Genomic DNA, 25,827 nt, shown 5'->3' on the forward strand with positions numbered 1-25,827 from the left:
ACCATTTCATAAGGCAAAAATAGCTAATTTTATTTCATACTGTTCGGCTTTGCCTCTAGTGACCATGAGATAATTTGAAAATTTACAAAGAAGCCTTTTGCTTATCATTTAGACCCGACAGGAGCTAACTACCTTGTAATGAGGATGTCGGGAATATGGCCCCGAAGCTTCGGGGCAAGAATGCCCAAGCCTTTCGCTCCTAATTAAAACAAAAAAGCACCGGCGTGAACCGATGCTTTTGTATGTAAAGAATTGAAAATTATTTTTTCTTTCCTTTTGCCGGAGCTTTTGCTGCTTTTGCTGCTTCTTGAGCGGCTTTCATAGCAGCACGTGAAATCTTCACTTGAGCCACAACCGTGTTGTCCGGGTGCATCAATTTGAAGTTTTTAGCTTCTAATTTAGTAACATATAATTTGTTACCCATTTGCAATTCAGAAATGTTAGCTTCTACATAATCCGGAAGATTTTTTGGTAAAGCTTTTACTTTCAATCTTCTTTGGTTTAAACGTAAATCACCACCTAGCAATACACCAGGAGAGGTTCCAACGATTTTCACAGGAACTTCCATAGTAATTTCTTTGCTGTCGTTTAATTGAAAGAAATCAATGTGTAAAATTTTGTCAGATACCGGGTGGAACTGAATGTCTTGAAGAATAACATTAGCAGTTTTCCCAGCCAAATCAACTACCACTGTGTGTGCGTTTGGAGTGTAAACCAAGCCTTTGAATGCTTTTTCTTCTGCTGCAAAATGTACTGGTGTAGTTCCTCCGTAAATAACGCAAGGGACCATTCCAGCATCACGTAAGGCTTTTGTTGCTTTTTTGCCTACGCTTTCTCTTTCTTGTCCTTTAATCGTAATCGATTTCATTGTAAAAATATATAGTTAATAAAAAAATACTTTTTTGGGCGTTTCCCTGCGGGCAGTCGGCTTGCAGCCTCGTGTTCCTTCGGGTCAGGCTTTCCGCAGTACACGGTACTTGCTTCACCTGAGGCCAACGGCCGAACTGACCGAAGGTAATCCTTAACGCAACATCAGCTTACATTAAAAACTTCCCGCTGATGGAATTGTTGTGTTGCACCATGTGCATTACTTCTGCAAAAAGAGGCGCACAACTCACCACTTTTATTTTATTGGATTCTTTCTTTAAAGGAATAGAATCGGTAACAATTAACTCTAATAATTTAGAGTTTTCTATTTTTTCATACGCTTCTCCCGAAAGGATAGCATGTGTACAAATCGCTCTTACGCTTAAAGCACCTTTTTCCATCATCAAATCGGCCGCTTTGGCTAAAGTTCCTCCGGTATCAATCATGTCGTCTACCAAAATCACATTTCTGCCTTTAACTTCTCCAATCAACTCCATCGTGTCAATAACGTTGGCCACTTTTCTTTGTTTGTAACAAATTACTACGTCGGATTCTAAGAACTTAGAATACGCATAAGCTCTTTTGGAACCGCCCATGTCCGGAGATGCAATCGTTAAATTGTCTAACTGCAAGCTCTTTACATACGGTAAAAAGATAGTTGAGGCAAACAAATGATCCACCGGTTTTTCGAAAAACCCTTGAATCTGATCGGCATGTAAATCCATAGTCATGATTCGAGTGGCGCCGGCAGTTTCCAATAATTTGGCTACTAATTTGGCTCCAATCGGCACTCTTGGCTTGTCTTTACGGTCTTGTCTTGCCCAACCAAAGTAAGGAATCACCGGAGTTATGTGTCGGGCTGAAGCTCTTTTCGCAGCATCAATCATTAACAAAAGCTCCATTAAATTGTCGGCACTCGGAAAAGTAGAACAGACAATAAAAACGCGTAATCCTCTTATGGATTCTTCAAAAGAAGGTTGAAACTCGCCATCACTATATTTTGAGAACGTAACTTTCCCTAGCGGAACACCATAGTTAGTAGCTATTTGTTCGGCCAGATGAACGCTTTGTGAACAGGCAAATATCTTTGCTTCGGGTTCTAAATGCGACATTGTAATTAATTGTTGTTACTCCGCTGCGCTCCATACAATTCGGCTTTGACTTTTGTCCAAACTTCAGGTATTAATTGCCTCGGGTGTAGTTAGTTAGTAGTTGTTCGTTTTACCGAGGTGCAAATTTAGAAATTAAATCCGACTCTGAAAGGATATTTTTAAGTATTTTTTTGATGGTATGAAGAAATTTTTTTTACATTTGCACCCACAAAACACAAATGCCTTAATGCCCGGATGGCGGAATTGGTAGACGCGCACGACTCAAACTCGTGTTCTTAGGAGTGTGGGTTCGATTCCCACTCCGGGTACAAAAAGAAAACCTCTCAGCAATGGGAGGTTTTTTCTTTTCTACGCCTATTTACGTATTTCAACATAAAATTACTATTTTTATCTTGCTGAGGTAAATCAAGCCAAGATGAAAAAACGCATTTGTATAGTGGAAGACGACAGAGACCTGAGGGAAGCCTTGTGCATGATGATTCAGTTTACCGAACATTATGAACTCGCCGGGAGCTTTGAAAATGCCGAAAAGGCACTTCAATTTTTGCCCGAAACTGAACCCGACGCGATTTTAATGGACATCAATTTACCCGGAGAAAACGGGATTCAATGTGTCACCAAACTCAAAAATATCAATCCTGATTATTTAGTTTTAATGTGTACTTCATATGAAGACGATGAAAAAATTTTCAAAAGTCTGGAAGTAGGTGCCAGCGGTTATATCCTCAAAACCGAAGGTCCGGCCAAGATTATCAATGCTTTAGATGAATTGTTTGAAGGCGGAAGTCCAATGAGCAGTAGCATTGCTCGAAAAGTGGTCGCCAGTTTTTCTAAAATGGAATCCCAAAATCGCTTGACCGAATCTTTAACCACAAGGGAAAAAGAAATATTAGAATTATTGGCCAAAGGACAAATGAACAAAGAAGTTGCCAATCAGCTCGATATCAGTACCGGCACGGTGCGAAAACACATTCAGAATATTTACGAAAAACTCCACGTAAACACTCGTGTAGAAGCGGTAAACCTTTACCTAAAAAGATAATTTATTGCTTATGAAATTTTTTATTCAACTAACCTTTTTCTTCTTTTGCCTGAATTTGACAGCACAAAGTCTGACGGAGAAAAAAAAGTTGAATCAATTTAAGGCTTGTCAGGATAATCAATGTCGGGTGCAAAGGTCCTTTCTTATGGCCGAACATTTTTTAGAAACCGATGATATCGAATCTTCTCAAAAATGGTTGCAAAAAACCAAAGATTTGGTATCGCCTAAAAACATTGATACCACAACAGTTTTCATCCACAGCTTGCAATCGGAATTGTTTTATTATATGGGATTGTTCCAATTTGGGACATACGAAGCCAAGAAAGGAATCGAAAAAGCTACCCAATTAAAAGACAGCACACTTATGGCCGACTCCTATTTCTTTTTAGGAATTAACCAAATGGAAATCAATGCTTTTGACGAAGCCCATCTGTCGCTTTGGCAATCCAGAAAGTTTAGTCCGAAAAGATTCGAAAAAAAACACATCAGAAGTTGCATCCAAAGCGAACATATTTACAACAATATTGCCCAGTTAAAATTTAAAGTCCGTGAATTGGATTCGGCCTTTTGGTACAATAAAAAAGCTTACCAAATGGCTCTGAAAAACAACAGCAAACGCGGCGTTCCCAATGCAGAGCAAACTTTTGGCCAAATTTACAACGCTAAAAATCAAAAGGACAGCGCGGTGTATTATTTTAAAAAAAGTATTCAATCGGCGGAGAACAGCGTTTATTTTGACATCGCTTTATTAAATTATGCTTATTTAATGGAGTGTTATGCCACTAACCCCGAGTTGGGCAACCAATGGTTTGACAAAGGAACGAATTTGATCAAAAAAAGAATCGTAAACATGGCTTTTCAAAGGTATTTTTACACCATTGCCTTGTCGGTTTTTAAGACGAATAATCAAGTGGAAAAAGCCGCCTATGTTCAGGACAAAATCATTGCGATTGATGATGAAACCCGATTAAAAGGCAATTTTTTCATCCAAGATATTACAGCCCAATATGCCAAAAACGAAAACAAACTGCTCAATCTTCAAATTGACGAACTGACCCAAGAACGAAAGTATACCTTTTTGCAATTGATTGCAGCATTATTGGGCATTTTACTGTCTATCTTATTTATCATTATTATAAGAAGAAAAAATAAAGTGCAGCAAACTTTATTGAACCAAAAAAATGACATCAGCAAAGATTTGCATGACGATATTGGAAGCGGTTTGAGCAGTATTTTAATCCATGCCGATTTATTGCTGAAGGACAAAAATGCCGAAGAGAAACAAAAAGTGTTGGCCACCAAAATAGCCCAAACCGGTAAAGAAATATCCCAACAACTCAACACGTTTATTTGGTCATTAAGTACAGATAACAATGCTTTACAAAGTTTTGCCGAATACGTAAAGCAATACGGAATGGGTTTATTGGAAAGTACCGATATCGAATTTGAGTTCACAACCAACATCGCTTCCAAAGAGACTATGATGATAGGCGGAGCGCAAAGAAAGCATTTGTTTTTGTGTGTCAAAGAGTTGCTCAACAATGCGGTCAAACATGCCAATGCCATCAAAATATCGGTCAGTATCAAAGCTCCCGATAAAAACAGTTTAGAAATAATCGTCGCAGATAATGGGCAAGGAATGAATAAAGAGAACCAATTCGGTAATGGAATTACCAATGTCAAAAAACGGATTGAATTATTAGAGGGCAAAGTAAATTTCTCTCATCATAACGGACTTCAAGTGACCATACAAATTCCTTTAAAATAAGCCGGAAACCCTTTCATTTCCAATTTACTTATATACGCCAAAAGGCGTATTTTTTATTTTAAAATAATTTAGCAACAGCCTATTTTAGAGTACTTAAGGGTTTTATTGAGGAAGATTCCTATGACTAATATCGTATTGTAAGTGTTGAATTAAAGGGTCAATTTTATGCATCTTTTTCTTGGGTTAATATTTAACTCTTTGAAATATAGTTATATAAAAATACATCGCCATGATAAAAAAAATAATACTATTGTTGTTAATCGTTTTAGGATCTGAAAGTTGGGCACAAGTTGGTATCAATACCACTACGCCCAAAGCCCAACTCGAAATCAAATCAACCAACGAAGCCACACCGGCCAATACGGATGGTTTGTTAATCCCAAAGATAAATGCTTTTCCGGTGACGAACCCAACGGTGGACCAGCAAGGAATGTTGGTGTATTTAACCACAACCATTGGCGCCAACACACCGGGATTTTATTATTGGAACAATCCAACCACAGCATGGTTACCTGTAAAAGGCACCGATGGCGGAACACTCGACCAAGCTTACGATTTTGGCGGAGCCGGAAACGGAAGAACAATAACCGCTGATAGCGGTGCAGTAACCATTGCCGGGACTGATGGTTTGGTTTCTACGGGGACTTCAGGAAGCGGTGCTTTAGCGCCTTCCGGAGCCGGAACAAGAATGGTTTGGAATCCGAGAAAAGCAGCTTTTAGAGCGGGAAATGTATCGGGAACACAATGGGATGATGCGAGTATTGGAACAAATTCAGTGGCTTTTGGAAACGTTACAACAGCTTCAGGTCCAAATTCTATGGCTTTTGGATCTGGTTCAACAGCTTCCAATAATGTATCAACAGCATTTGGCAATGGTACAACTGCATCTGGTCCAAATTCAACAGCTTTTGGGTTTGCTACTACAGCTTCAGGTGCGTCTTCTACAACTTTTGGAACTTTAACAGCAGCGACAGCACTTAATTCCTCAGCATTTGGAAGAAATAATACGTCATCAAGTTATGGAGAAACAGTAATAGGTATTGGTGCCACAACTTATACGCCATCTACAAATGGGACAACACAATTTAGAAGCACTAATTCAACAGACAGACTATTTGTTATTGGAAATGCTATTGATGCAAATAATAATGATATTGTAGATACAACTGAAAGAAGCGATGCTATGGTGGTGTTAAAGAATGGAAATATAGGGGTAGGGATATCCACTCCTCAGAATAAATTACATTTTCATAATCCAACAGGTTTCGAAACCTTTATGCAGTTGACTAATTCTGTCACAGGAAGCGCGGCAACTGATGGAGTGGTTTTAGGAAATACTGTTGCTGGTGGTGAGGCTGGAATTGTAAATCAGGAAAACTCCAATTTTTATCTTTTCTCTGGTCTCGCTGGAGAGGGACAACTTACCATTGGAGGAAATGGAAATGTTGGAATTGGGACTTTTGCTATTGGTGCCCCTCCACAAGCAAAATTTCACGTCCTAGGCAGTATTCGCATGGAAGACGGTAGTCAAGCCGCCGGAAAAGTTTTAACCAGTGATGCTAATGGAACGGGTACATGGACAACGCCGGGAGCTGTTACAGCCGGGACACTTGACCAATCCTATGATTTTGGCGGTGCCGGTGCGGGAAGAACAATAACAGCAGATACAGGTGCAGTAACAATTGCAGGGACTGATGGATTGGTTTCTACCGGTACCAATGGAAGCGGAAGTCTCGCGCCTTCAGGATCAGGAACCAAAATGTTTTGGAACCCAAGAAAATCCGCTTTTAGAGCAGGGTTTGTAAACGGGACGCAATGGGATGATGCCAGTATAGGAAATGTTTCTTTTGCCTTTGGCCAAAATACAATTGCGAATAATATTTCTGCTACTGCATTTGGTCTAGCTACAACGGCAAGCGGATATTCGTCAACCGCTTTTGGGATCCAAAATACAGCTCCAAGTTGTGGAGAAACTGTTATCGGAATTGGAGCAACAGAATATACTCCTAGTAGCGGGGGTAATTTTTTAAACAGAACTACTAATGCAACTGATCGTTTGTTTGTTGTAGGCAATGCGATAGATGCAAATAATAACAGTACTGTTGATGTAGCAGAAAGAAGTGATGCGTTAGTAGTTTTAAAAAATGGCAACATAGGTTTAGGTATTTCAGCTCCCGGAGAACGACTGCAAGTAGCCGGAAAATCACTTTTTACCAATGGCTTTTCATCTGATAATGCCGCTTTAATATATAGAAATGATACCGATTATATGTTCCTTGGGCCTCAATCGGGCAGTAGTGTTGATGGCGGGGCTATGGCGCTTTATGGCAGTACCAATGTGAGTGGTGGTAATGCTGGTGGTATAGATTTAAATGTTCCTAATGCTCAAGTTAGAATGAGCCACACTAATGGTAGTTATGCTTTCAGAGCCAATAGTACCAGCGGTTATGCTGCTACATTTGAACTCAATGACACAGGTTTAGAAATCGGGCATAATTCTGCCGGTAGGGCTTTAATTTTTAGTCCAAATAGCGCTGAAAGAATGCGCATAACACCAACAGGAAATGTAGGCATTGGAACAACTACTCCTGCAACAACTCTTGAAGTTGTAAATACTAATGCCGTTACTAGTCCCACCGTTGAAGGAACTATAAATGTGATGACCAACGGGCCACAAGCTATTGATGCTGGAGGTTCTATTACTTTAGGTGGAACTTTCACCGATGCAGGGACCACTTTTAGAACTTTTGGTTCTATCGAAGCAAGAAAAGCAAATGCCACCACAAATTCAAGTTCAGGGTATTTGATTCTTAAAACAAATAATGCGGGAATACTTTCGGAGAGAATGCGTATCACAAATGCGGGAGATGTGGGTATTGGAATAGTGGCACCGGGCGGTCAATTGGAACTTTCTCTAAATGAAGGCAGAAAACCCACTTCTAACACTTGGACCATTCCGTCTGATGCAAGATTAAAAAATGTAGATGGAATTTACCAAAAAGGATTAACAGAAATTCTGCAGTTGAAACCTATTCGATACCACTACAAAAACACGGATAAAAAAAGTTTTGAGTCTGAGGTTTTGGAAAAAGAAGCCTATGGTTTTTTGGCACAAGAAGTGCAACAAATTTTTCCGGAAGCAGTTGGAACCGATGCTGATGGCTATTTGAATTTTGATTTGCATCCTATTTTAGTGGCTTACACCAATGCTTTTAAAGAGTTGGATTTAAAAAATCAATCCGTTGAAAATAAAAATCGCGAATTGGAATTGAAGTTGAAATCACAAGAACAAATCATAAATAATCTTATTGAACGTTTGGAGAAACTAGAAGCGAAAAACTAAAAAACGCTATCGGGAAGCAGCGATGTTTTTGGTTGTAAGAAAGAAATATTTTCTAGCTAGCCCCGATAGGAACGGCATCCTTTTTAGGATTGGCCGGAACACAGTGTAGGCAAATCCTAAAAAGATATAGTGGATAGCGGGAAGATTAGTGTAAAAAAGCAGCTAGTACTGCTCCTAAAAATTAAAACCCTAAAATCAATTTGGCAATCGAGAAGTAAATCAAAATTCCGCAAATGTCATTACTGGTGGTGATGAATGGTCCTGTGGCCAATGCCGGGTCAATGTTAAATCGGTGCAGTAATAGCGGTACAAAGGTTCCGATTAATGACGCAATGATGATTACTGAAACCAACGCAATGGTGACAATTTCTCCGATAATTAATTCGACATTCAAAAGGAAATGACTTCCAACAAAAAGGATGGTTGCCAAGATTACACCATTTAATAAACTCAAAGACACTTCTTTAATCAAACGATTCCAAAGCGAACCGCTGATGGATTGATTGGCCAAACCTTGCACAATAATCGCCGAAGATTGCACGCCTACATTTCCCGCCATCGCTGCGATTAGCGGTGTGAAGAAAAATAAATTACCGTGATTGGTCATCGCGCCTTCGAATAAACCTAAGACTCTAACGCTGATAAAACCACCAAACAAAGCCAAAACCAACCAAGGCAAACGCGCTCGGGTTAAGTCTAAAATGCTGTCATCGGCCTCAACGTCTTGCGAGATACCGGCCGCCAATTGGTAATCTTTATCGGCTTCTTCCTTAATTACGTCTACGATATCATCGATGGTAATTCTACCCACCAATCTTCCCATTTCATCTATCACCGGAATGGCTTCCAAGTCGTATTTTTGCATGATACGAGCGACATCGGTGTTGGGCATGTCGACTCTAACATAATCAACTTTTTTGATGTAAACCTCGCTGATAGGCGTTTTGGTAGAAGTGGTCAATAAATCTTTTAAAGACAATCTTCCTTTCAAACGGTTTTCATCATCGACAACGTAAATTGAATGCACGCGAGTTACATTTTCGGCCTGGATTCGCATTTCTTTTACGCAAGTCAAGACGTTCCAATTTTCATTGACTTTCACCAACTCTTTTCCCATCAAACCTCCGGCAGTATCTTCGTCGTAACGCAACAAATCGACAATGTCTTTGGCGTGTTCAACGTCTTCTAATTCGGAGATTACTTCTTCTTTTTTGCTTTGCGAAAGCTCGGCAATAATGTCGGCCGCGTCATCAGTATCTAATTCGTCAAGCTCTTCTGCGATTTCTTTGGCAGAAAGTCCTTTTAGGATTTTTTCACGCAAATCATCTTCTAACTCGGGAAGAATTTCGGCGGTGATTTCACTGTCAAGGATTTTAAAAATGTAGGTGGCTTCAGCCGTTTCCAGTTCCTCAAAAATCTCCGCGATATCGGCATGGTGCATGTCATTCAACAATAATTCCAATTCTTGGTCGTTCTTGTCGTGAATGAGTTGCTCGATTTGCGCTAAGAGTTCTTTGCTGATTTTAAACTGCATTGGCTTCTATTTTTTGGGTGAGTTTGATGAACTGCTCCACAGTTAATTGTTCGGGACGGAGGTCAAAGATAGTGTCTTCTTTTAAATTATCCGAAAGATTGAACGATTTTAGGCTGTTTCTAAGTGTTTTTCGGCGTTGTTGGAATCCGGTTTTGACTACGCTAAAAAATAATTTTTCACTGCAAGGCAAATGGAAATCAGTTTTTCGGCGCAAGCGCAACACACCCGATTTTACCTTTGGTGGCGGATTGAAAACATGTTCGTGAACGGTAAACAAATATTCAGCATCATAAAATGCTTGAACCAATACGGACAGAATGCCATAAACTTTGCTTCCTTTTTTGGAACAAATTCTTTCGGCAACTTCTTTTTGGAACATACCCGAAAACTCAGGAACTTGTTCGCGCAATTCCAAACATTTGAAAACAATTTGGGACGAAATATTATACGGAAAGTTTCCGGTAATGGCGAAAGGTTTGCCTTCAAAAACCTCGTTGATGTTGTATTTCAAAAAGTCTTTTGAAATGATTTTTCCTTCCAACTTAGGATAATGCGTATTCAAATATTCCACTGATTCGGTGTCAATTTCAATCACATAAGTCGTGGTGGGTCTTTCCAATAGATATTTGGTCAAAACACCCATGCCCGGGCCGATTTCCAATACGTTGTCGTAGCCTTCCAGATTTAGCGTGTCGGCTATGTCTTTGGCTATGCTTTCATCGGTTAAGAAATGTTGTCCGAGGTGTTTTTTGGCTTTTACTTGGTTCATTTAGAGTGTTAGATTGTTAGATTATTAGATTGTTAGACTCTTTTCTAAGAAGTCTAAGCTAGTCTAAGAAGTCTAAATTAGTCTGTTAATGATCGCTTATCAATTCCAATTCCGTTCTAAAAGCCAGCATTTTGTCTCCAAAAAGGCGGTTTCCTTCTTCGCGCAGTCTTGGCGCATCTTCTTCGTAATATTTTTGCAGGGTTTCTTTGCTGTCAGTGGTGTATTGGATGGAATAAGTCGTTCCGCCCATTTCTTCTTCGACTAAAACTTTTACCATTCGAGCTGAGGAAAATTTTCCCGTAGCCAAAACATCGTTAATGTGTTTTTCCTGCATCCATTGCATCCATTGGTCGTGAACGCTTTCGTGTATGTTGATGGTAACGTTATATAAAATCATGATTGTTTAAAATTTATAAATTGGAATTAAACGGAGACTGAACACCAATTACTGAACACTGACCACTACAAATTAGTGTCTCCACGCAATTTTCGGTACTTGTTCCGAGAGTCAACGAAGTAAATGCTGTCTTCGTGTTTGAAGATAATTTCTTCATAAAGCGGTTTGGCTTTTTCGGTATCGACTAAATTAGTATTGTAAATCTCCGCCGAATAATACAACGCTTCGTCTACATAAATGCTTTCCTTGTGATTGGTAATAATAGCATTGTATTGTTCCAAAGCTTTAGTAAAATCGCCCATTTTTTCAAAGGTTTTACCAATACGCAATAGGGTTACCGCTTCAATTTCTTCCCCTTTGTGGTCTTTTAAAATGAGTTGGAATTGCGCCAGAGATGCTGCTTTTTTATTTTGGTACAAAAGGAAATCAGCACGGGCAAATTTCTTCAAAGCCACTTGAGTTGAATCTTCAACAGTATTGTCGCTGATGAGTAAAAATAAGTCCAAAGCATCATTGGCAATCAATTGTGAAGTCGCCGATTTCAGTACTTTTAATTGATGGGTTGCCCATTCGAAATCGCCTTTAAAATAACTGGTTTTGGCGGTTTTTAATTGGGCTTCCTGACCGGTATTATCGCCACCCATTTCTTCGCCTACTTGTGAATAATAAATCAACGCTTGGTTGTATTTTTCTTCTAACAACAGGATGTCGGCCAATTGCATTTTGAGTGCGGCGGTTTGGTAACGGTTGATAGGCATTTCCATGGCTTTTTTCAATATCATTTTGGCTTTTTCCGGATTATTCAAATGAAATGCAGTGAAATCGGCTTCTAATTTTAATAAAGAAAGCGTGTACGGACTTACCCCAAATTCCTTAATCAATTGATCTAATTCGGCAGTGATGGCTACATAATCTTTATCGGTAGCATGGTCGATTTTCATTTCCATCAAATAAGAATGCGCCTGAATTAACAGTTCTAAATCGTTGGTGTTTTCAATAACAAAAGTCAAAATTTCTTTAGCGGAATCTTGATCGTTATCTTCAATGGCCATTTCGCTTAAATTGACGATGTTCCCAAAAGACTCCGGGTTTCGTTTATATATGGCTTTTTGTTGGATAAAGGCTTTGCCATATTCTTTTTGCTGCACAAAATACCAACTTAAGAAATCGTTCCAATAAATGTCTTGGGTTTTTTGGGTTCTGATTAGCAGCGCTTTCTTCAAGGAATCGTTGAAATTATCATCGCCGTCTTCAGTCATAAAACGCGACAATTGATTTTGAATAATCGGTAAATTTTGTGGGTTTTGATAGGCTTCAAGCAAGTAGGTTTCAATCATCAAATCAGTTTCTCCTTTTTGACCGTAAAGCATAGCCATTTGAAAGTTGAAACTCAATCGGGAGTCGGTTTCAATAGCCGTTTTATAAGCCAAAAGTGCATAATCAAACAAGGCTTTTCTTTCGAAAGTATAGGCTAATCCGTAGGCTTCGTTGGCATTTTTCTTGATTTTGTCAATCGCTTGATTGTAATATTTGATGGCTTTCTCCTGGTTTTTTTGCAATTGAAAATTAAACCCCAATTCAATTAAAAGACTGCTTTGTTTGTATTTGTCCAAACGGTCTTGTATGGCTTTTTCGGCTTTGTCAAATTGTTGTAACTGTTGGTAACAGTCCACTACTCTTTGAAAATAATTGGAGTTACCGGTTTGTGCTTTTAGCAATTCTTCATAGCTCACTAAGGCTTTTTCAAATTCGCCTCGGTCAAAATAATTATTGGCCAACTGTTCGTTTTGAGCCGAAGCCCAAAGCGAAAGGAATAAGCATGCTATGGATAGAATTTTTTTCATGTGCAACAGTAAAACGAACAATGTACTAAAGTAACACTTTTTGTGCTCCGTTAGTACATTGTTTGCTAAAGATTAACTTATTTAGTTAATGATGTCAAAACCGGTGTAAGGGCGCAATACTTCCGGGATTACGATGCCTTCAGGGGTTTGGTAATTTTCTATGATTCCGGCTAAAACTCTTGGCAGTGCCAATGAACTTCCGTTCAAGGTGTGCGCCAATTGGGTTTTTCCGTCTTTTCCTTTGAAGCGCAATTTCAAACGGTTGGCTTGGAAAGTCTCAAAATTCGATACCGAAGAGATTTCTAACCATCTATCTTGAGCGGTTGAAAACACTTCAAAGTCATAAGTCAATGCCGAAGCAAATCCCATATCACCACCGCAAAGGCGTAAGACTCTATAAGGTAATTTCAATTCCTGAAGAAGACTTTTTACATGTTCTACCATGCCGTCAAGGGCTTCGTGTGATTTGTCAGGATGTTCTATTCGTACGATTTCGACTTTGTCAAATTGGTGTAAACGATTCAACCCGCGAACGTGTGCACCCCAAGAACCTGCTTCTCTTCTGAAACAAGGCGTATAACCTGTAGCCAATACCGGCAGGTCTTTTTCTTGAAGAATCACATCGCGATAAATGTTAGTTACTGGAACTTCGGCTGTTGGGATTAAATATAAATCGTCTTTGGCGTCATGGTACATTTGGCCTTCTTTATCTGGCAATTGTCCGGTTCCGTAGGCAGAAGCTTCGTTTACCAAATGTGGTACTTGGTATTCTTGGTATCCTGCTTCGGTATTTTTATCTAAAAAATAGGAAATCAAAGCACGTTGTAATTTAGCACCTTTACCTTTATACACTGGGAATCCCGGTGCTGTAATTTTGGTTCCTAATTCAAAGTCGATAATGTCGTATTTTTTAATCAAATCCCAATGAGGCAAAGCGCCTTCATGCAATACCGGAATGTCACCTTCTTGAAATACGTTGAGGTTGTCATCGGCTGATTTTCCCTGAGGAACGATATCGGCAGGCGTGTTGGGCAGCAAATACATTTTTTGAGTTAGTTCGGTTATATAAACCTCTAATTTCTCAGCTAATTCTTTGCTGGTTTCTTTGAGCTGACTTGTTTTTTGTTTTAAGATTTCGGCTTTGGCTTTTTCTCCATTTTTCATCATTTCGCCAATAGCGGATGATAGTTTATTGGCTTCTGCCAAAGTATTGTCAAGAGCAACCTGAGTGCTTCTTCTGTTTTCGTCTAATTGAATGGCTTCTTCAACAATCGTTGTAGCGTCCATATTTCTTTTGGCCAAAGCGGAAATCACTTTTTCCTTATTCTCTCTGATGTAACTGATTTGTAACATGTCATTTTCTTTATAAGCACGCAAATTTAATGAAATGTTTGATAAAACCTTTCAGTTGCTGAAAAACTTCCCTTTGGTAACCAAATTATAATCAAAGCGATAGGTTTAATTTATCATTTTTTTGACAGTTGTATAGCTTGATAATTATTATATTCGCAAAAAAATCAATTGCTTGCTATGAAAAAGTACTACGTTTTATTATTTTTCTTTACAATTTCTCTTGTTTTTGCCCAAGAAGGCGTGCTGGAAACCAACAGAATTGCAGAAGCAGAAATGAAATCAGCTTCACAGTTGATGAGTTTTCAGATTAACCCTAATACGGCCAACTACGATGTCACCTATAGCAAGCTGGAATTTACGGTTAATCCGGCGGTTTATTTTATCACCGGAAAAGTGACCATCACTTTTAAGGCATTAAGCGATATGACTACTGTTACGTTTGATTTAACAGACCAATTAACAGTAAGCACTGTCAAACAAGGAGCCACTAATTTATCCTTTGTGCAAAATGCTAGTGACGAACTAGTAATAACTTTGCCAAGCACTTTGACTACAGGAAATTTTGCCACAGTAGAAATCAATTATTCCGGTGCGCCGGCGAGTGGTGAGCAAGCTTTTACCCGAAGCACACATAGTGGTACACCTATTATTTGGACATTATCTGAACCTTTTGGCGCCAGAGATTGGTGGCCTTGCAAGCAAGATTTAAATGATAAGATTGATAGTATCGATGTGTATATTACCGCACCTTCACAATATGTGAGTGTAGCGAATGGCATTGAGCCGGAAGCACCTGTTGTTAGCGGCGCCAATAAAACTACACATTTTCAACACAATTACCCGATACCGGCTTATTTGGTGGCTATTGCAGTGACCAATTATCAAGTGTATAACCAAACTGCTGGTATTGAGCCTAATACTTTTCCGATAGTCAATTATATTTATCCTGAGAGTTACTCGGCGGCAGTAGTTTCTTTGGCGCAAACACCAGTGATTATGGATTTATTTGAAAACCTATTTGAAGCCTATCCTTTTAGTGCAGAAAAATATGGTCATGCCCAATGTGGTTTTGGCGGAGGCATGGAGCATACCACGGTTTCCTTTATGGGGAATTTCAGTCGAGGTTTGATTGCACACGAGTTGGCGCACCAATGGTTTGGCGATAAAATCACTTGTGGCACTTGGAAGGACATTTGGTTAAACGAAGGATTTGCCACGTATTTATCAGCCATTACTATAGAGAATTTAGACGGATTGGATGCTTTTATTACGCAGAAAACCAGCATGGTTGATTTTATTACTTCAAGCCCGATAGGGAATGTTTATTTAACAGACACTCAAGCAACAAGTGTTAGCCGAATTTTCAGCAGCAGACTTAGTTATAACAAGGCGGCAATGGTTTTAGAAATGTTGCGCTTTAAAATGGGTGACGAAGACTTTTTTCAAGCGATTAGAAACTACTTAGCCGATCCTAATTTGGCTTTTAAATACGCTGTTACAACTGATTTAAAAACCCATTTAGAAGCGGTATACGGACAAGATTTAACTGAGTTTTTCGATGATTGGATTTACAATCAAGGTTATCCAAGTTATACGATTACAGCTCAAAATTGGGGCGAAGGTCAGGCAAAATTCGTGGTTAATCAAACCCAATCAGATGCTTCTGTGTCTTATTTTGAAATGCCGGTACCGGTTAGGGTTTTTGGTGCTTCCGGACAACAAGTTGATTTAGTGCTTAACAATACTTTTGATGGGGAAGAGATTATTGCTAGTGTTCCTTTTAGCATAACCGGAGTTGTGTTTGATCCTGAAAAGCATCTTATCTCGAGAAATAATTCGGCTACGCTTGGCAATGAGGATTTTAACATGGTTGATGCGATTGTTATTTATCCTAATCCAAGTGCAGACATTATACACATTCAGATGCCCACATCCCTTTTGTTAGTAAAAGCAACGATTTACAATAGTCTCGGACAAAAAATAGCAGAGAATCACAGTTTGGATTTCTCTGTTAGCCATTTGTCTACCGGAGTTCACTACTTACAAATTGAGACCTCGGAAGGCACTTATCATAAAAAATTCATAAAAAAATAATCTTAAACAAATATTGTATGCACGAGTAAGGTGAAAACCTTACTTTTGTGCGTTTAAAAGAAACTGACAAATAAGAAATGGAAATTGCAATCAAACTGTCTCAGTTTTTACTGAGTTTATCAATATTAATTATACTTCACGAATTAGGGCATTTTATTCCGGCCAAATTATTTAAAACTAGGGTAGAGAAATTCTATTTATTTTTTGATATCAAATATTCTTTATTGAAAAAGAAAATCGGTGAGACCGAATATGGTATCGGATGGTTGCCGTTAGGAGGTTATGTAAAAATCTCGGGGATGATTGATGAGAGTATGGATACTGAGCAATTGGCTCAAGAACCGCAACCTTGGGAATTCCGTTCTAAACCGGCTTGGCAGCGATTGATTATTATGCTGGGAGGTGTTACCGTAAACTTTATTTTGGCGTTTATCATTTACATTGGAATGACTTTTTTCTATGGTGAAAAGTACATCAAGAATAGTGAAGTGAAAGATGGTGTTTGGGTGCAAAATACAGAATTAGAAAAAGCCGGTATCAAAACCGGAGATAAAATAGTAGCTATTGACGGTAAGGGAATCGTAAAGTTTGAGCCTTCTATTAATATGGATGTTTTAATGGCTAAAACTGTTTTGGTCAAGCGTAACGGAGAAGAGAAGACGATTGCCCTTCCGGAAAACTTTATCGGCAAATTTATTGATCAAGACAAAAAAGGATTGATTGCTTTGAGAATGCCTTTTGTGGTTGGTGGTTTGCAGGATGATTCTCCTAACAAAGCGTTGAAAGCTAAAGATATTTTTGTTTCTATAAACGGTCAATCGGCTAGGTATTTTGATCAGGCAGAGCCTATACTTTCTGCTAATAAAGGTAAGCAATTGTCGGCGGTTGTGTTGAGAGACCAAAAGGAGACTACAGTTACCGTTACGGTGAATAAAGAGGGAAAATTAGGGGTAGCATTGGGTGTCCTAAAAGAAGATAACCTGGAGAAATTAGGCTATTACAAATTCAGCACAGAGACTTTTGGGTTCTTTGAATCTATACCGGTAGGTATTGATAAGGGTTTTGCACAGTTGGACAATTATAGGCGACAATTGAAAATGATTTTCAATCCAAGTACAGGTGCTTATAAAGGGGTCGGCGGATTTGCAGCGATTTATAATGTGTTCCCTGACTATTGGAGTTGGGAAGCTTTTTGGAGTATTACGGCTTTGTTGTCTATCATGCTTGGAGTGATGAATTTATTGCCTATTCCGGCACTTGACGGAGGGCATGTGATGTTCTTGCTGTATGAAATGATCTCAGGCAGAAAACCTAGTGACAAGTTCTTGGAAAAAGCGCAATTGGTTGGCTTTGTTTTACTTATTTCGCTATTATTGTTTGCCAACGGGAATGATATTTACAAAGCAATTGTAGGCAAGTAACATTTTTTGAAATTTTATTCGTTTTTATTTGCAAAAAATAAAATTCGTTCTATCTTTGCAACCGCTTAAAAGATATAACATCTTCCTCCTTAGCTCAGTTGGTTAGAGCATCTGACTGTTAATCAGAGGGTCCTTGGTTCGAGCCCAAGAGGGGGAGCTGCTAAAAAGAGCAACATGAAAATGTTGCTCTTTTTTTATGGATTAATTTTTTTGGGCGAGAAGAGCTCAAGAGGGATTTGATAGTATGAGGAGGACTGCCGGTGGCAGTCAGGCATACTCCTTCAGTTCGTTTTTTACCCTCTTATTCGTGGGCATTTTGTTAATTGTAAACCCCGAAAGTATAAGGCTTTTTTATTTTAAACACTTTTAATCACATAAGTCACGATTCCCCAAATTACCAATTTGTTGTCTTCTTCTATTTTAATGGGTTGGAAGGCTTTGTTTTCGGGCATAAGGCATAGTGCGTTTTTCTCGACCTTAATTCTTTTTACCGTAAATTCTCCATCGATAAAACAAACGGCTATTTTACCGTCTGTAGGTTCTATACTTCGGTCGATTACCATGATGTCACCATTGTCTATGCCTGCGCCTATCATGGAAATGCCATCGGCTTTGGCATAAAAAGTAGCTTCGAAGTTTTTGACTAGGACTTTGTCTAAACTGATTTGAGTTCCTTCAAAATCGGCTGCCGGCGAAGGGAAACCGGCTTTGATGCCGCCTTCAAAATAGGGAAGTGTTCTCGAGTTCTCGAAATCGGGTTTAAAGAAGGTCAGTTTGCTTTTTAATGACATTTGATGGCTAGGATTTGCGTAAAGTCGGTAGTGTATTTAGGAGATAAATGGTTTTGGTTCATTTTCCAGGTTTTTTTTAAGTCTTGGTAGCCCAATCGTATTTTGCGTTCGCCCGTTTTTTTGTAATACTCATCCATTACTTTCATGAGTTTTAAATGTTTCGGGTTTTCTTCTTCAAACAAATGGAACTGCTTTTGATTTTCGGGAATGATTTCGGTGACGATAACGCCGGCTTTTTTATAGATCTCACCTTCTTCAAAGACTTCTTTCAGCATTTTCACCGCCAAGTTGCTGATGGTTATAGAAGAATTACTGGCAAAAGGCAGTGTTTCCATTTTGTAGAAGTTATAACGAGATCTTTCGGTTTTGTATTTGTCTTTTCTCAAATACAAGATAACACCATGGCAACAGGATTTTTGCTTGCGCAGCTTTTCGGCACAAACGGATGCAAAGGTCGAAACGCGTTCTTTCATTTCATCCAACGTGGTGATATTTCCGGTAAAACTTCGGGTGGTGGCGATGTTTTTTTTGTCTTTAGGCAAGTCTATTTCCAATACCGATTTCCCTTCTAATTCATATTTTAATCGCAAACCAACAATACCCATTTCTTTTTTGATGAAACTTTCGTTGTGCGGCAAAGTGAAATCATAAGCTGTATGGATGTTTTTCGCCTTCATCTTTTTAGTCAGGCGAAAGCCAATACCCCAAACGTCTTCAATTTTGGTCCATTTTAAGGCCTTGACGCGCTTTTCTTCTGAATCGATTATGTGGACGCCTTTGGTTCTTTCGGGGTACTTACGCGCGATTTTATTAGCGATTTTGGAAAGTGCTTTAGTTTCGGCAAAGCCAATGGAAACCGGAATGCTGAGCCATTTCATAATCCGGCTTTTCATTTGCAAACCATACTCGTGGAAGTTGGGTATTTTTACACCGTCAAAATTCATAAACGCTTCGTCTATGCTGTAAGGTTCTACATGTGGTGTAAAACCTTCCAGTATTTTCATCACGCGATTACTCAAATCTCCATACAAAGCATAATTGGAGGAGAAGACATGAATGTTTTTTTCTTGGAGTTCTTGTCTAACTTTAAATTCGGGCGCGCCCATTGAGATGCCTAATGTCTTCGCTTCATCGCTTCGGGAAATAATGCAGCCGTCGTTGTTGGATAAAATCACAATGGGTTTTCCAATCAACTGAGGCTGAAAAACACGTTCGCACGAAGCGTAAAAATTATTGCAATCGACTAAAGCATACATGGTATAAAATTAAGGATTTTGTATTGGAACAAAAGTTAATTTTGCCGATTGTTGATAACAAAAAAACCATCAAAATTGCTCTTGATGGTTTCTGTATTTTTAAAATTGAACTTTTTTAGTTCAATAAATTGGTTACTAATGAAGGATGAATTCCTATTAAGATATTTAGTAAAATAGACACCACTGCTACAAAGTAATAAACAAACGGAACGGCTTGTTTTTCTTCGGCAGCTTCTTTGGTGTACATCGCCAAAATCAATTTGAAATAATAACCCACACTGATAATCGAGTTGATCACTCCAATAATTACTAAGAATAAATAACCTGATTTAATCGTATCGGTGAATAACATAAACTTAGCAAAGAATCCTGAGAAAATTGGAATTCCTGCCATCGATAAAAGCGAGGCAGTTAAAACAGCCGCCAATAATGGATTGGTTTTACCCAAACCGTTAAAGTTCGCTGTAGCTTCATTGTCTTTGTTGCGCGTTATATAAATGATTACGGCAAAAGAAGCAATTCCGGCCAAAGCATAAGCAGCGGTATAATATAGAAGTGTACTTGCTGCGGTGGATAAACTTAAAATCGCCATCAACATAAATCCGGCGTGTGAAATTCCAGAGAAGGCCAACATACGTTTTACGTTGTCTTGACGCAAAGCCATGATATTTCCGATAGTCATGGATAATATTGAAACTACAACAATTACCATTTCAAAAGTTGGAGTCAACGATGAGGTCATGCTGCTTAATATTTTGTATAAAGCGGCCATAGCTACTACTTTAGCTAACGTACTCATGGTAGCAGTGGTCATAGCCGGTGAACCTTCGTAAACATCCGGTGCCCAGAAATGGAAAGGCGCCGCGGCTATTTTGAAAAGCATTCCGATGATCATTAAAGTGATGCCTATTGGGAACCAAATCGGCAAACCGGCACCTGATGACAAATCTTTGATTGCTGCTAAGTCGAAATATCCTGTCGCTCCATAAATCAGGCAGATTCCGAATAAAATGATCCCCGAGGCAAAGGAACCCATTAGGAAGTATTTCATTCCGGCTTCGTTACTCTTTACGTCTAATCTTCGGCTGGCGGCTAATACATATAAAGCGATTGATAAAACTTCAATCCCTAAGAAAAACATCGATAAGTTGGCAAAAGACACCATTGCCACTGCGCCGGATAAAAGGAATACTTTGATGGCAATAAAGTCGGATATTTTAGTTTGATTTTCTTTGTAGAAGTCACCACTTAAAGCAACTAAAAATATCGTAAGGATAATAAATAAAGAAGAGAAAGCGTTTGAAAAGGAATCGACTGCAATCATGCTCGCATATTTTTCATCCATGCTTGGGTCGATTGCCCAAAGATTTAAGGATATACCTAAAATGGCAAGTAAACCTATGACAGTAACCGGAACCAGTAGTTTTCTTAAATTGAAGATTTCTGCCAACAGACAAAAAACGCCTAATGATACTATTGTTATTAATACTTGCATTTGATTATTTATTAATTACTTCTAAAATTTCGTTTAAACTCGGCGTTACCAGATCAACAATTGGTTTTGGATACAATCCGAAGAATAGTAAAAACGCGATGATGACCACAAAGGTAATCGCTTCGTTAGTGGTGACGTCGGCAAATACTTTGCTATTGGTTTCGCCTAACATTACGTCTTGGAACATTTTCAACATATAGTATGCCCCTAAAATAATGGTAGTTCCACCTAAAACAGCGAACCAGATATTCACTTGGCTTAAACTATACAATACGGTAAATTCTCCCACAAAGTTGAATGTTCCCGGCAAAGCCACAGAGGCCAAAACCAAAATCATAAACATCGAAGTGAATTTAGGCGTTTGTGAACGAATTCCGCCTAAATCGGCTATGGTTCTCGTTTCATATCTTCTGAAAATCACTTCAGCGGCAAAGAACAAACCTACGATTACAAAACCGTGGGCAATCATTTGCGAAACCGCACCGCTTAATCCGTCAAGGGTTAAAGTATAACAACCTGCGGCGATTAAGCCAACGTGTGCCAAAGACGAATAAGCCAATAATTTCTTTAAATCTTTTTGGCGTAAAGCCACTATCGAACCATAAATCACACCGGCAATACTTAATCCGATTAAAACCGGCATGTAAGTTTTGGCAGCGCTTGGCGCGATAGGCAATTGCCAACGGATAACGCTGTACAATCCCATTTTCAACATAATCCCTGATAAAAGCATGGTTCCAACGGTGGGTGCTTTTTGGTATACTTTTGCCTGCCAAGTGTGGAAAGGGATGATTGGAATTTTGATGGCATAAGCCAAGAAGAAAGCGAGGAAAATCCAGCATTCTTCATTCGCCTTTAAGTCTAATTTGTATAAATCTTCTAAAAGGAAGCTTCCGGCTTTGGAATATAAATATGCGAAAGCGATTAGCATGAATAATGAACCTCCAAGCGTGTAGATGAAGAATTTCACCACGGCTTTTTTGCGTTCTTCGGCATCACCGTTACCCCAAATCAAAGCGATAAAGTAAATCGGAATCAAAGCCAATTCCCAGAAGATGTAGTATAATAATCCGTCAGCGGCTAAGAAAGTTCCGGTCATTGCGAATGACATGAACAATACTAAAGCGTAGAAGTTTTTAGCATTGGTAAAACTGTTTCCGAATGACGAGAAAATAATCAAAGGCGTTAAAGCAGTCGTCAATAAAACCATGGCCATTGATAAACCGTCGGCTTTGAAAGCTAAGGCTACCTTAGGGTTGGCAATCCAACTTCCGGTGAAACCGATGTTTGTGCCTTGGTTCAATAAGTTTAACAAATACAATGACAAACCTAAAGCACCTAAACTGAAAACCAGCGCAACTTTGGAAGCCAATTTATCTCCTGCGAAAAACGTGGCGATGGCACCAACCAGAAGTAATAATAATAGAGTAGTTACATCCATTGTGTAAAATTATTGAACTGTTTTAGTTGTAATAAATAAATATGTTATGATGGCACAAACCCCAATTACAAAAGCAAAAAGGTATAAACCAATGTTCCCGTTGTGTAATTTTTTCCCTTGCGTTCCTAAGCCGTTAGCCAAACTTCCGAAACTGTAAACCACTTTGCCTAAAGCCGGTTCTAAAGTGGTGCGGAAGAAATTCGCCAAACCGTTTATAGGTTTTACGATTAAGAAAGTATAGAATTCGTCTACATAATATTTGTTGTAAATCGTTTTGTTGAAACCTACGATTTGGGAATCTTCTTTAGGTACAAATCCGCCTTTGATGTATTTGGCATTCGCCCAAATTATTCCAACGATAGCACCTGCTAAAGCAATTCCCATTAGCATAAATTCTTGTTGGCCTAAATGGTGTGCTTCGTGTTTGGCCGCTAAAATCGGTTCCAAGAAATGGTTCAACCACATACTTCCCGGTAAGTTAATCGCACCACCGATAACGGCTAAAACGGCTAAAATTACCAATGGAATCGTAATTAAACTTGGGCTTTCGTGTAAGTGGTGTTTTTGTTCTTCCGTACCTCTGAATTCTTTGAAGAAGGTCAAGTACATCAATCGGAACATATAGAATGCCGTCATAATCGAAGCAATCGAAGCGACTACCCATAATACTTTGTTGTGTTCAAAAGCGACCATTAAGATTTCGTCTTTCGACCAAAATCCTGCGAACGGGAAAATACCGGCAATCGCTAAAGTAGAAATCATCATCGTCCAGAAAGTGATTGGCATCGCTTTGCGCAAACCACCCATTTTTCTCATGTCTTGTTCACCATGCAATCCGTGGATTACCGAACCTGAACCTAAGAACAAACAAGCTTTGAAGAACGCATGTGTGATTACGTGGAATACTGCTACGGTGTAAGCTCCTAAGCCTAAAGCTAAGAACATTAATCCCAATTGGGAAACAGTAGAGTAAGCCAATACTTTTTTAATGTCGTTTTGTAATAAACCGATTGAGGCAGCTACTAAAGCAGTAGCTGCTCCAACAATAGCTATAATATTTTGTACATCCGGAGTAATATCGAATAAGAAGTTCATTCTGGTAACCATAAAAATTCCTGCAGTTACCATCGTCGCGGCGTGGATTAACGCAGAAACCGGCGTTGGACCAGCCATCGCATCGGGCAACCAAGTGTATAAAGGTAATTGTGCTGATTTACCACAAGCGCCGATGAATAGGCATAAAGCGGCAACGCCAAGCATTACAGTATTTTCATTTCCGGCTGAAACGGCAGTTCTTAATTCGCTGTAATTTAAAGTTGAGAATAAAGCCGCGATGATAAACATCCCGATTAAGAAACCTAAATCTCCAATTCTGTTCATAATGAACGCTTTTTTAGCGGCATCGTTATAAGGTTGGTTTTTATACCAGAAGCCGATTAACAAGTACGAACACAATCCAACGCCTTCCCAACCGATGAACATTACTAATAAGTTGCTTCCAACTACCAAGGTTATCATGAAGAACACAAACAAATTCAAATACGCAAAGAACTTATGCATATTCTCGTCGTCGTGCATGTAGCTGATAGAGTAGAGGTGAATTAAGGAACCAATTCCGGTTACGAATAACAACCACAATAAAGACAATTGGTCTAATAAAATACCGAAGTCTAATTTGAAATTACTTACCTGAATCCAATCAAATAAAGAAATTTCGAATGGTTTTCCGTTTTGGTTCAATTGGGCAAAAAAGCAAATGCTCAACAAGAACGAAACCACTACAGTCAACGTTCCGATAGCGCCTGATACATTTCTGCTTACTTTTTTTCCGAAGAAAACATTGAAAAGAAATCCAACAAATGGAGATAAGAGTAATACTAAAGCTAAATTTGTTTCCATCTCAGATTATCCTTTTAAATTCTTTAAATTATCAATATCGATTGAGCCTAAGTTTCTGTATACCGAAACCAATATCGCCAATCCTACGGCCACTTCCGCTGCGGCAACCGCCATCGAGAAAAACACGAAAACTTGTCCTTCGGCATCTTGATGGTACGTTGAAAAAGCTACAAACAATAAGTTCACCGCATTGAGCATGATTTCAATCGACATGAAAACGATGATGGCATTTCTGCGGTACAACACTCCGAAAACACCGATACAAAATAAGAGTACCGAAAGGAAAATGTAGTTTTCTATTCCTATTTCATTTAAAATATTGTTCATTATTTCTTCTCCGTTTTTTCTTTTTTAGACAATAAAACCACACCAATCATCGCTACCAATAATAAGATAGAAGCGAATTCGAATGGTACCATATATTCGTTCAACAGTATGTTTCCTAATTTTTTAATCGATTGGAAATCTTCACCAGACGTGTCATATTCACCCATGATGGTTTTCGAATTGATGAAAATAGTCACCAAAACAATACTCGTTAGTATAAAAACAACGATGGCACCTAAGCGGGTAATACGAGGTTTGTGGACTTCATCTTCCTTATTCAAATTCATCAACATGATGGTAAATAGGAACAGTACCACAATCGCACCCGAGTAGACTATAATATGTACAATGGCTAAGAACTGAGCATTGAAAAGTAAGTAATGACCGGCAATAGAGAAGAAGCAAAGCACTAAATAAATGGCGCTGTGAATTGGGTTTTTACTGTAAATCGTCAAAAACGCCGTAGCCAAAGTAATGGCTGCTAAAAAGTAGAAGGTAATTAATATAGGCGACATTAGTTAGCGTTTTTAAGTTGAGCGTTCTTCATGGCCATTTCCAAAGGCATAACCAATTTATCTTTTCCGAAAATAAAATCTTCACGATCGTAATTTGCGGGTACCAATTCTTTAGAAAGGGTTAGGTAAATAGCGTCTTTCGGACAAGCTTCTTCACACAATCCGCAGAATATACAACGCAACATATTGATTTCATAGATTTCGGCATATTTTTCTTCACGGTATAAATGCTCTTCTCCTTTTTTGCGTTCGGCCGCTTTCATCGTGATGGCTTCCGCCGGACAAGACAAGGCGCACAATCCGCAAGCGGTGCAGTTTTCCCGACCTAATTCGTCGCGTTTTAACATGTGTTGACCACGATAAACCGGACTAAACTCTCTAACTTGCTCCGGATAATGAATCGTTGCTTTTTTCTTGAAAAAGTGTTTGATGGTAATCCATAAGCCCTTAAAAATGGCTACTAGGTAAAGTCTTTCTAAAAAGGTCATCTCCTTATTGGAAACTTGCTTTTTATGACCTGATAATGATATACTTTGTATTGATGCTGACATAATTTCTT

Annotated in this window: 20 protein-coding genes and 2 tRNA genes; 7 read left to right on the forward strand and 15 right to left on the reverse strand. The window is 38.9% G+C overall.

All coding sequences use genetic code 11. The features are described from left to right. Positions 1–259: 259 nt before the first annotated feature. Together ICG50_RS02625 and ICG50_RS02630 are read right to left on the reverse strand one after the other, a co-directional pair. The gene (locus ICG50_RS02625; RefSeq protein WP_187659353.1) at positions 260–868 is read right to left on the reverse strand and encodes a 50S ribosomal protein L25/general stress protein Ctc; all 609 of its coding nucleotides are present in this window, start codon (positions 866–868) and stop codon (positions 260–262) included. Between the two features lie 169 nt (positions 869–1,037). Continuing rightward, a complete protein-coding gene (locus ICG50_RS02630) occupies positions 1,038–1,979 on the reverse strand; it encodes a ribose-phosphate pyrophosphokinase (RefSeq protein ID WP_187659354.1) in 942 nt (313 codons plus the stop codon). A 228-nt stretch (positions 1,980–2,207) separates the two neighbouring features. Between ICG50_RS02630 and ICG50_RS02635 the strand changes: the two genes are divergently transcribed. The 4 genes from ICG50_RS02635 (at position 2,208) to ICG50_RS02650 (ending at position 8,132) form a co-directional block, all read left to right on the forward strand. Then, positions 2,208–2,287: transfer RNA gene (locus tag ICG50_RS02635), tRNA-Leu, on the forward strand. Between the two features lie 107 nt (positions 2,288–2,394). After that, on the forward strand, positions 2,395–3,021 hold the full coding sequence (locus ICG50_RS02640) for a response regulator (protein WP_187659355.1): 627 nt from the start codon (positions 2,395–2,397) through the stop codon (positions 3,019–3,021). A 145-nt stretch (positions 3,022–3,166) separates the two neighbouring features. Next, a complete protein-coding gene (locus ICG50_RS02645; protein ID WP_187659356.1) occupies positions 3,167–4,789 on the forward strand; it encodes a sensor histidine kinase in 1,623 nt (540 codons plus the stop codon). 229 nt (positions 4,790–5,018) lie between these two features. After that, the gene (locus ICG50_RS02650) at positions 5,019–8,132 is read left to right on the forward strand and encodes a tail fiber domain-containing protein (protein ID WP_187659357.1); all 3,114 of its coding nucleotides are present in this window, start codon (positions 5,019–5,021) and stop codon (positions 8,130–8,132) included. 181 nt (positions 8,133–8,313) lie between these two features. On the opposite strand, the gene mgtE is transcribed toward ICG50_RS02650, so the two are convergent. From mgtE to serS, 5 genes are all read right to left on the reverse strand, one after another. Then, a complete protein-coding gene (gene mgtE / locus ICG50_RS02655; protein WP_187659358.1) occupies positions 8,314–9,666 on the reverse strand; it encodes a magnesium transporter in 1,353 nt (450 codons plus the stop codon). Then, on the reverse strand, positions 9,656–10,435 hold the full coding sequence (rsmA, locus tag ICG50_RS02660) for a 16S rRNA (adenine(1518)-N(6)/adenine(1519)-N(6))-dimethyltransferase RsmA (RefSeq protein WP_187659359.1): 780 nt from the start codon (positions 10,433–10,435) through the stop codon (positions 9,656–9,658). The genes mgtE and rsmA overlap by 11 nt, the downstream gene beginning before the upstream one ends. Positions 10,436–10,520: 85 nt before the next feature. Next, positions 10,521–10,832, reverse strand: coding sequence for a DUF4286 family protein (locus ICG50_RS02665; protein WP_187659360.1), 312 nt, complete (start codon positions 10,830–10,832; stop codon positions 10,521–10,523). 65 nt (positions 10,833–10,897) lie between these two features. Further along, positions 10,898–12,676 carry a tetratricopeptide repeat protein gene (locus ICG50_RS02670; protein WP_187659361.1) on the reverse strand — a complete coding sequence of 593 codons (1,779 nt, stop codon included), beginning with the start codon at positions 12,674–12,676 and terminating at the stop codon, positions 10,898–10,900. A gap of 81 nt (positions 12,677–12,757) precedes the next feature. Beyond that, on the reverse strand, positions 12,758–14,029 hold the full coding sequence (gene serS, locus ICG50_RS02675; RefSeq protein ID WP_187659362.1) for a serine--tRNA ligase: 1,272 nt from the start codon (positions 14,027–14,029) through the stop codon (positions 12,758–12,760). A gap of 177 nt (positions 14,030–14,206) precedes the next feature. Here serS and ICG50_RS02680 point away from each other — a divergent pair, with 177 nt between their 5' ends. From ICG50_RS02680 to ICG50_RS02690, 3 genes are all read left to right on the forward strand, one after another. Then, positions 14,207–16,123: a M1 family metallopeptidase gene (locus tag ICG50_RS02680; protein ID WP_187659363.1), complete on the forward strand. Its 1,917-nt coding sequence runs from the start codon at positions 14,207–14,209 to the stop codon at positions 16,121–16,123. A gap of 77 nt (positions 16,124–16,200) precedes the next feature. Then, entirely contained in the window at positions 16,201–17,544 is a 1,344-nt protein-coding gene (rseP, locus tag ICG50_RS02685) for an RIP metalloprotease RseP (protein ID WP_187659364.1), read from the forward strand. A gap of 83 nt (positions 17,545–17,627) precedes the next feature. Further along, a tRNA-Asn gene (locus tag ICG50_RS02690) sits at positions 17,628–17,701 on the forward strand. A gap of 199 nt (positions 17,702–17,900) precedes the next feature. On the opposite strand, the gene ICG50_RS02695 is transcribed toward ICG50_RS02690, so the two are convergent. From ICG50_RS02695 to ICG50_RS02730, 8 genes are all read right to left on the reverse strand, one after another. Beyond that, positions 17,901–18,335: a LexA family protein gene (locus tag ICG50_RS02695; protein ID WP_187659365.1), complete on the reverse strand. Its 435-nt coding sequence runs from the start codon at positions 18,333–18,335 to the stop codon at positions 17,901–17,903. Further along, positions 18,326–19,591, reverse strand: a complete 1,266-nt coding sequence (locus ICG50_RS02700; protein WP_187659366.1) for a Y-family DNA polymerase — start codon at positions 19,589–19,591, stop codon at positions 18,326–18,328. The genes ICG50_RS02695 and ICG50_RS02700 overlap by 10 nt, the downstream gene beginning before the upstream one ends. Before the next feature lie 115 nt (positions 19,592–19,706). Next, the gene (locus ICG50_RS02705; protein WP_187659367.1) at positions 19,707–21,086 is read right to left on the reverse strand and encodes an NADH-quinone oxidoreductase subunit N; all 1,380 of its coding nucleotides are present in this window, start codon (positions 21,084–21,086) and stop codon (positions 19,707–19,709) included. Between the two features lie 4 nt (positions 21,087–21,090). Beyond that, entirely contained in the window at positions 21,091–22,527 is a 1,437-nt protein-coding gene (locus ICG50_RS02710; RefSeq protein WP_187659368.1) for a complex I subunit 4 family protein, read from the reverse strand. Between the two features lie 9 nt (positions 22,528–22,536). Further along, positions 22,537–24,426 carry an NADH-quinone oxidoreductase subunit L gene (gene nuoL / locus ICG50_RS02715; RefSeq protein ID WP_187659369.1) on the reverse strand — a complete coding sequence of 630 codons (1,890 nt, stop codon included), beginning with the start codon at positions 24,424–24,426 and terminating at the stop codon, positions 22,537–22,539. A gap of 6 nt (positions 24,427–24,432) precedes the next feature. Next, positions 24,433–24,753 carry an NADH-quinone oxidoreductase subunit NuoK gene (nuoK, locus tag ICG50_RS02720; RefSeq protein WP_187659370.1) on the reverse strand — a complete coding sequence of 107 codons (321 nt, stop codon included), beginning with the start codon at positions 24,751–24,753 and terminating at the stop codon, positions 24,433–24,435. After that, on the reverse strand, positions 24,753–25,268 hold the full coding sequence (locus tag ICG50_RS02725; protein WP_187659371.1) for an NADH-quinone oxidoreductase subunit J family protein: 516 nt from the start codon (positions 25,266–25,268) through the stop codon (positions 24,753–24,755). The genes nuoK and ICG50_RS02725 overlap by 1 nt, the downstream gene beginning before the upstream one ends. Then, positions 25,268–25,819 carry a NuoI/complex I 23 kDa subunit family protein gene (locus ICG50_RS02730; RefSeq protein ID WP_187659372.1) on the reverse strand — a complete coding sequence of 184 codons (552 nt, stop codon included), beginning with the start codon at positions 25,817–25,819 and terminating at the stop codon, positions 25,268–25,270. Before ICG50_RS02730 ends, ICG50_RS02725 begins: the two co-directional genes overlap by 1 nt. Between the last annotated feature and the right edge of the window lie 8 nt (positions 25,820–25,827).

The organism is Flavobacterium buctense (assembly GCF_014486695.1).
GTDB classification, from domain to species: Bacteria; Bacteroidota; Bacteroidia; order Flavobacteriales; family Flavobacteriaceae; genus Flavobacterium; species Flavobacterium buctense.

Bases quoted from the DNA above. Each gene is read 5' to 3' on its own strand.
- ICG50_RS02730 (WP_187659372.1), bottom strand. From the start codon at position 25,819: ATGTCAGCATCAATACAAAGTATATCATTATCAGGTCATAAAAAGCAA.
- nuoK (WP_187659370.1), bottom strand. From the start codon at position 24,753: ATGAACAATATTTTAAATGAAATAGGAATAGAAAACTACATTTTCCTT.
- ICG50_RS02695 (WP_187659365.1), bottom strand. From the start codon at position 18,335: ATGTCATTAAAAAGCAAACTGACCTTCTTTAAACCCGATTTCGAGAAC.
- serS (WP_187659362.1), bottom strand. From the start codon at position 14,029: ATGTTACAAATCAGTTACATCAGAGAGAATAAGGAAAAAGTGATTTCC.
- ICG50_RS02670 (WP_187659361.1), bottom strand. From the start codon at position 12,676: ATGAAAAAAATTCTATCCATAGCATGCTTATTCCTTTCGCTTTGGGCT.
- nuoL (WP_187659369.1), bottom strand. From the start codon at position 24,426: ATGGAAACAAATTTAGCTTTAGTATTACTCTTATCTCCATTTGTTGGA.
- rseP (WP_187659364.1), top strand. From the start codon at position 16,201: ATGGAAATTGCAATCAAACTGTCTCAGTTTTTACTGAGTTTATCAATA.
- ICG50_RS02645 (WP_187659356.1), top strand. From the start codon at position 3,167: ATGGCCGAACATTTTTTAGAAACCGATGATATCGAATCTTCTCAAAAA.
- ICG50_RS02630 (WP_187659354.1), bottom strand. From the start codon at position 1,979: ATGTCGCATTTAGAACCCGAAGCAAAGATATTTGCCTGTTCACAAAGC.
- ICG50_RS02625 (WP_187659353.1), bottom strand. From the start codon at position 868: ATGAAATCGATTACGATTAAAGGACAAGAAAGAGAAAGCGTAGGCAAA.
- ICG50_RS02680 (WP_187659363.1), top strand. From the start codon at position 14,207: ATGAAAAAGTACTACGTTTTATTATTTTTCTTTACAATTTCTCTTGTT.
- ICG50_RS02650 (WP_187659357.1), top strand. From the start codon at position 5,019: ATGATAAAAAAAATAATACTATTGTTGTTAATCGTTTTAGGATCTGAA.
- ICG50_RS02725 (WP_187659371.1), bottom strand. From the start codon at position 25,268: ATGTCGCCTATATTAATTACCTTCTACTTTTTAGCAGCCATTACTTTG.
- mgtE (WP_187659358.1), bottom strand. From the start codon at position 9,666: ATGCAGTTTAAAATCAGCAAAGAACTCTTAGCGCAAATCGAGCAACTC.
- ICG50_RS02700 (WP_187659366.1), bottom strand. From the start codon at position 19,591: ATGTATGCTTTAGTCGATTGCAATAATTTTTACGCTTCGTGCGAACGT.
- ICG50_RS02640 (WP_187659355.1), top strand. From the start codon at position 2,395: ATGAAAAAACGCATTTGTATAGTGGAAGACGACAGAGACCTGAGGGAA.
- ICG50_RS02710 (WP_187659368.1), bottom strand. From the start codon at position 22,527: ATGGATGTAACTACTCTATTATTATTACTTCTGGTTGGTGCCATCGCC.
- rsmA (WP_187659359.1), bottom strand. From the start codon at position 10,435: ATGAACCAAGTAAAAGCCAAAAAACACCTCGGACAACATTTCTTAACC.
- ICG50_RS02665 (WP_187659360.1), bottom strand. From the start codon at position 10,832: ATGATTTTATATAACGTTACCATCAACATACACGAAAGCGTTCACGAC.
- ICG50_RS02705 (WP_187659367.1), bottom strand. From the start codon at position 21,086: ATGCAAGTATTAATAACAATAGTATCATTAGGCGTTTTTTGTCTGTTG.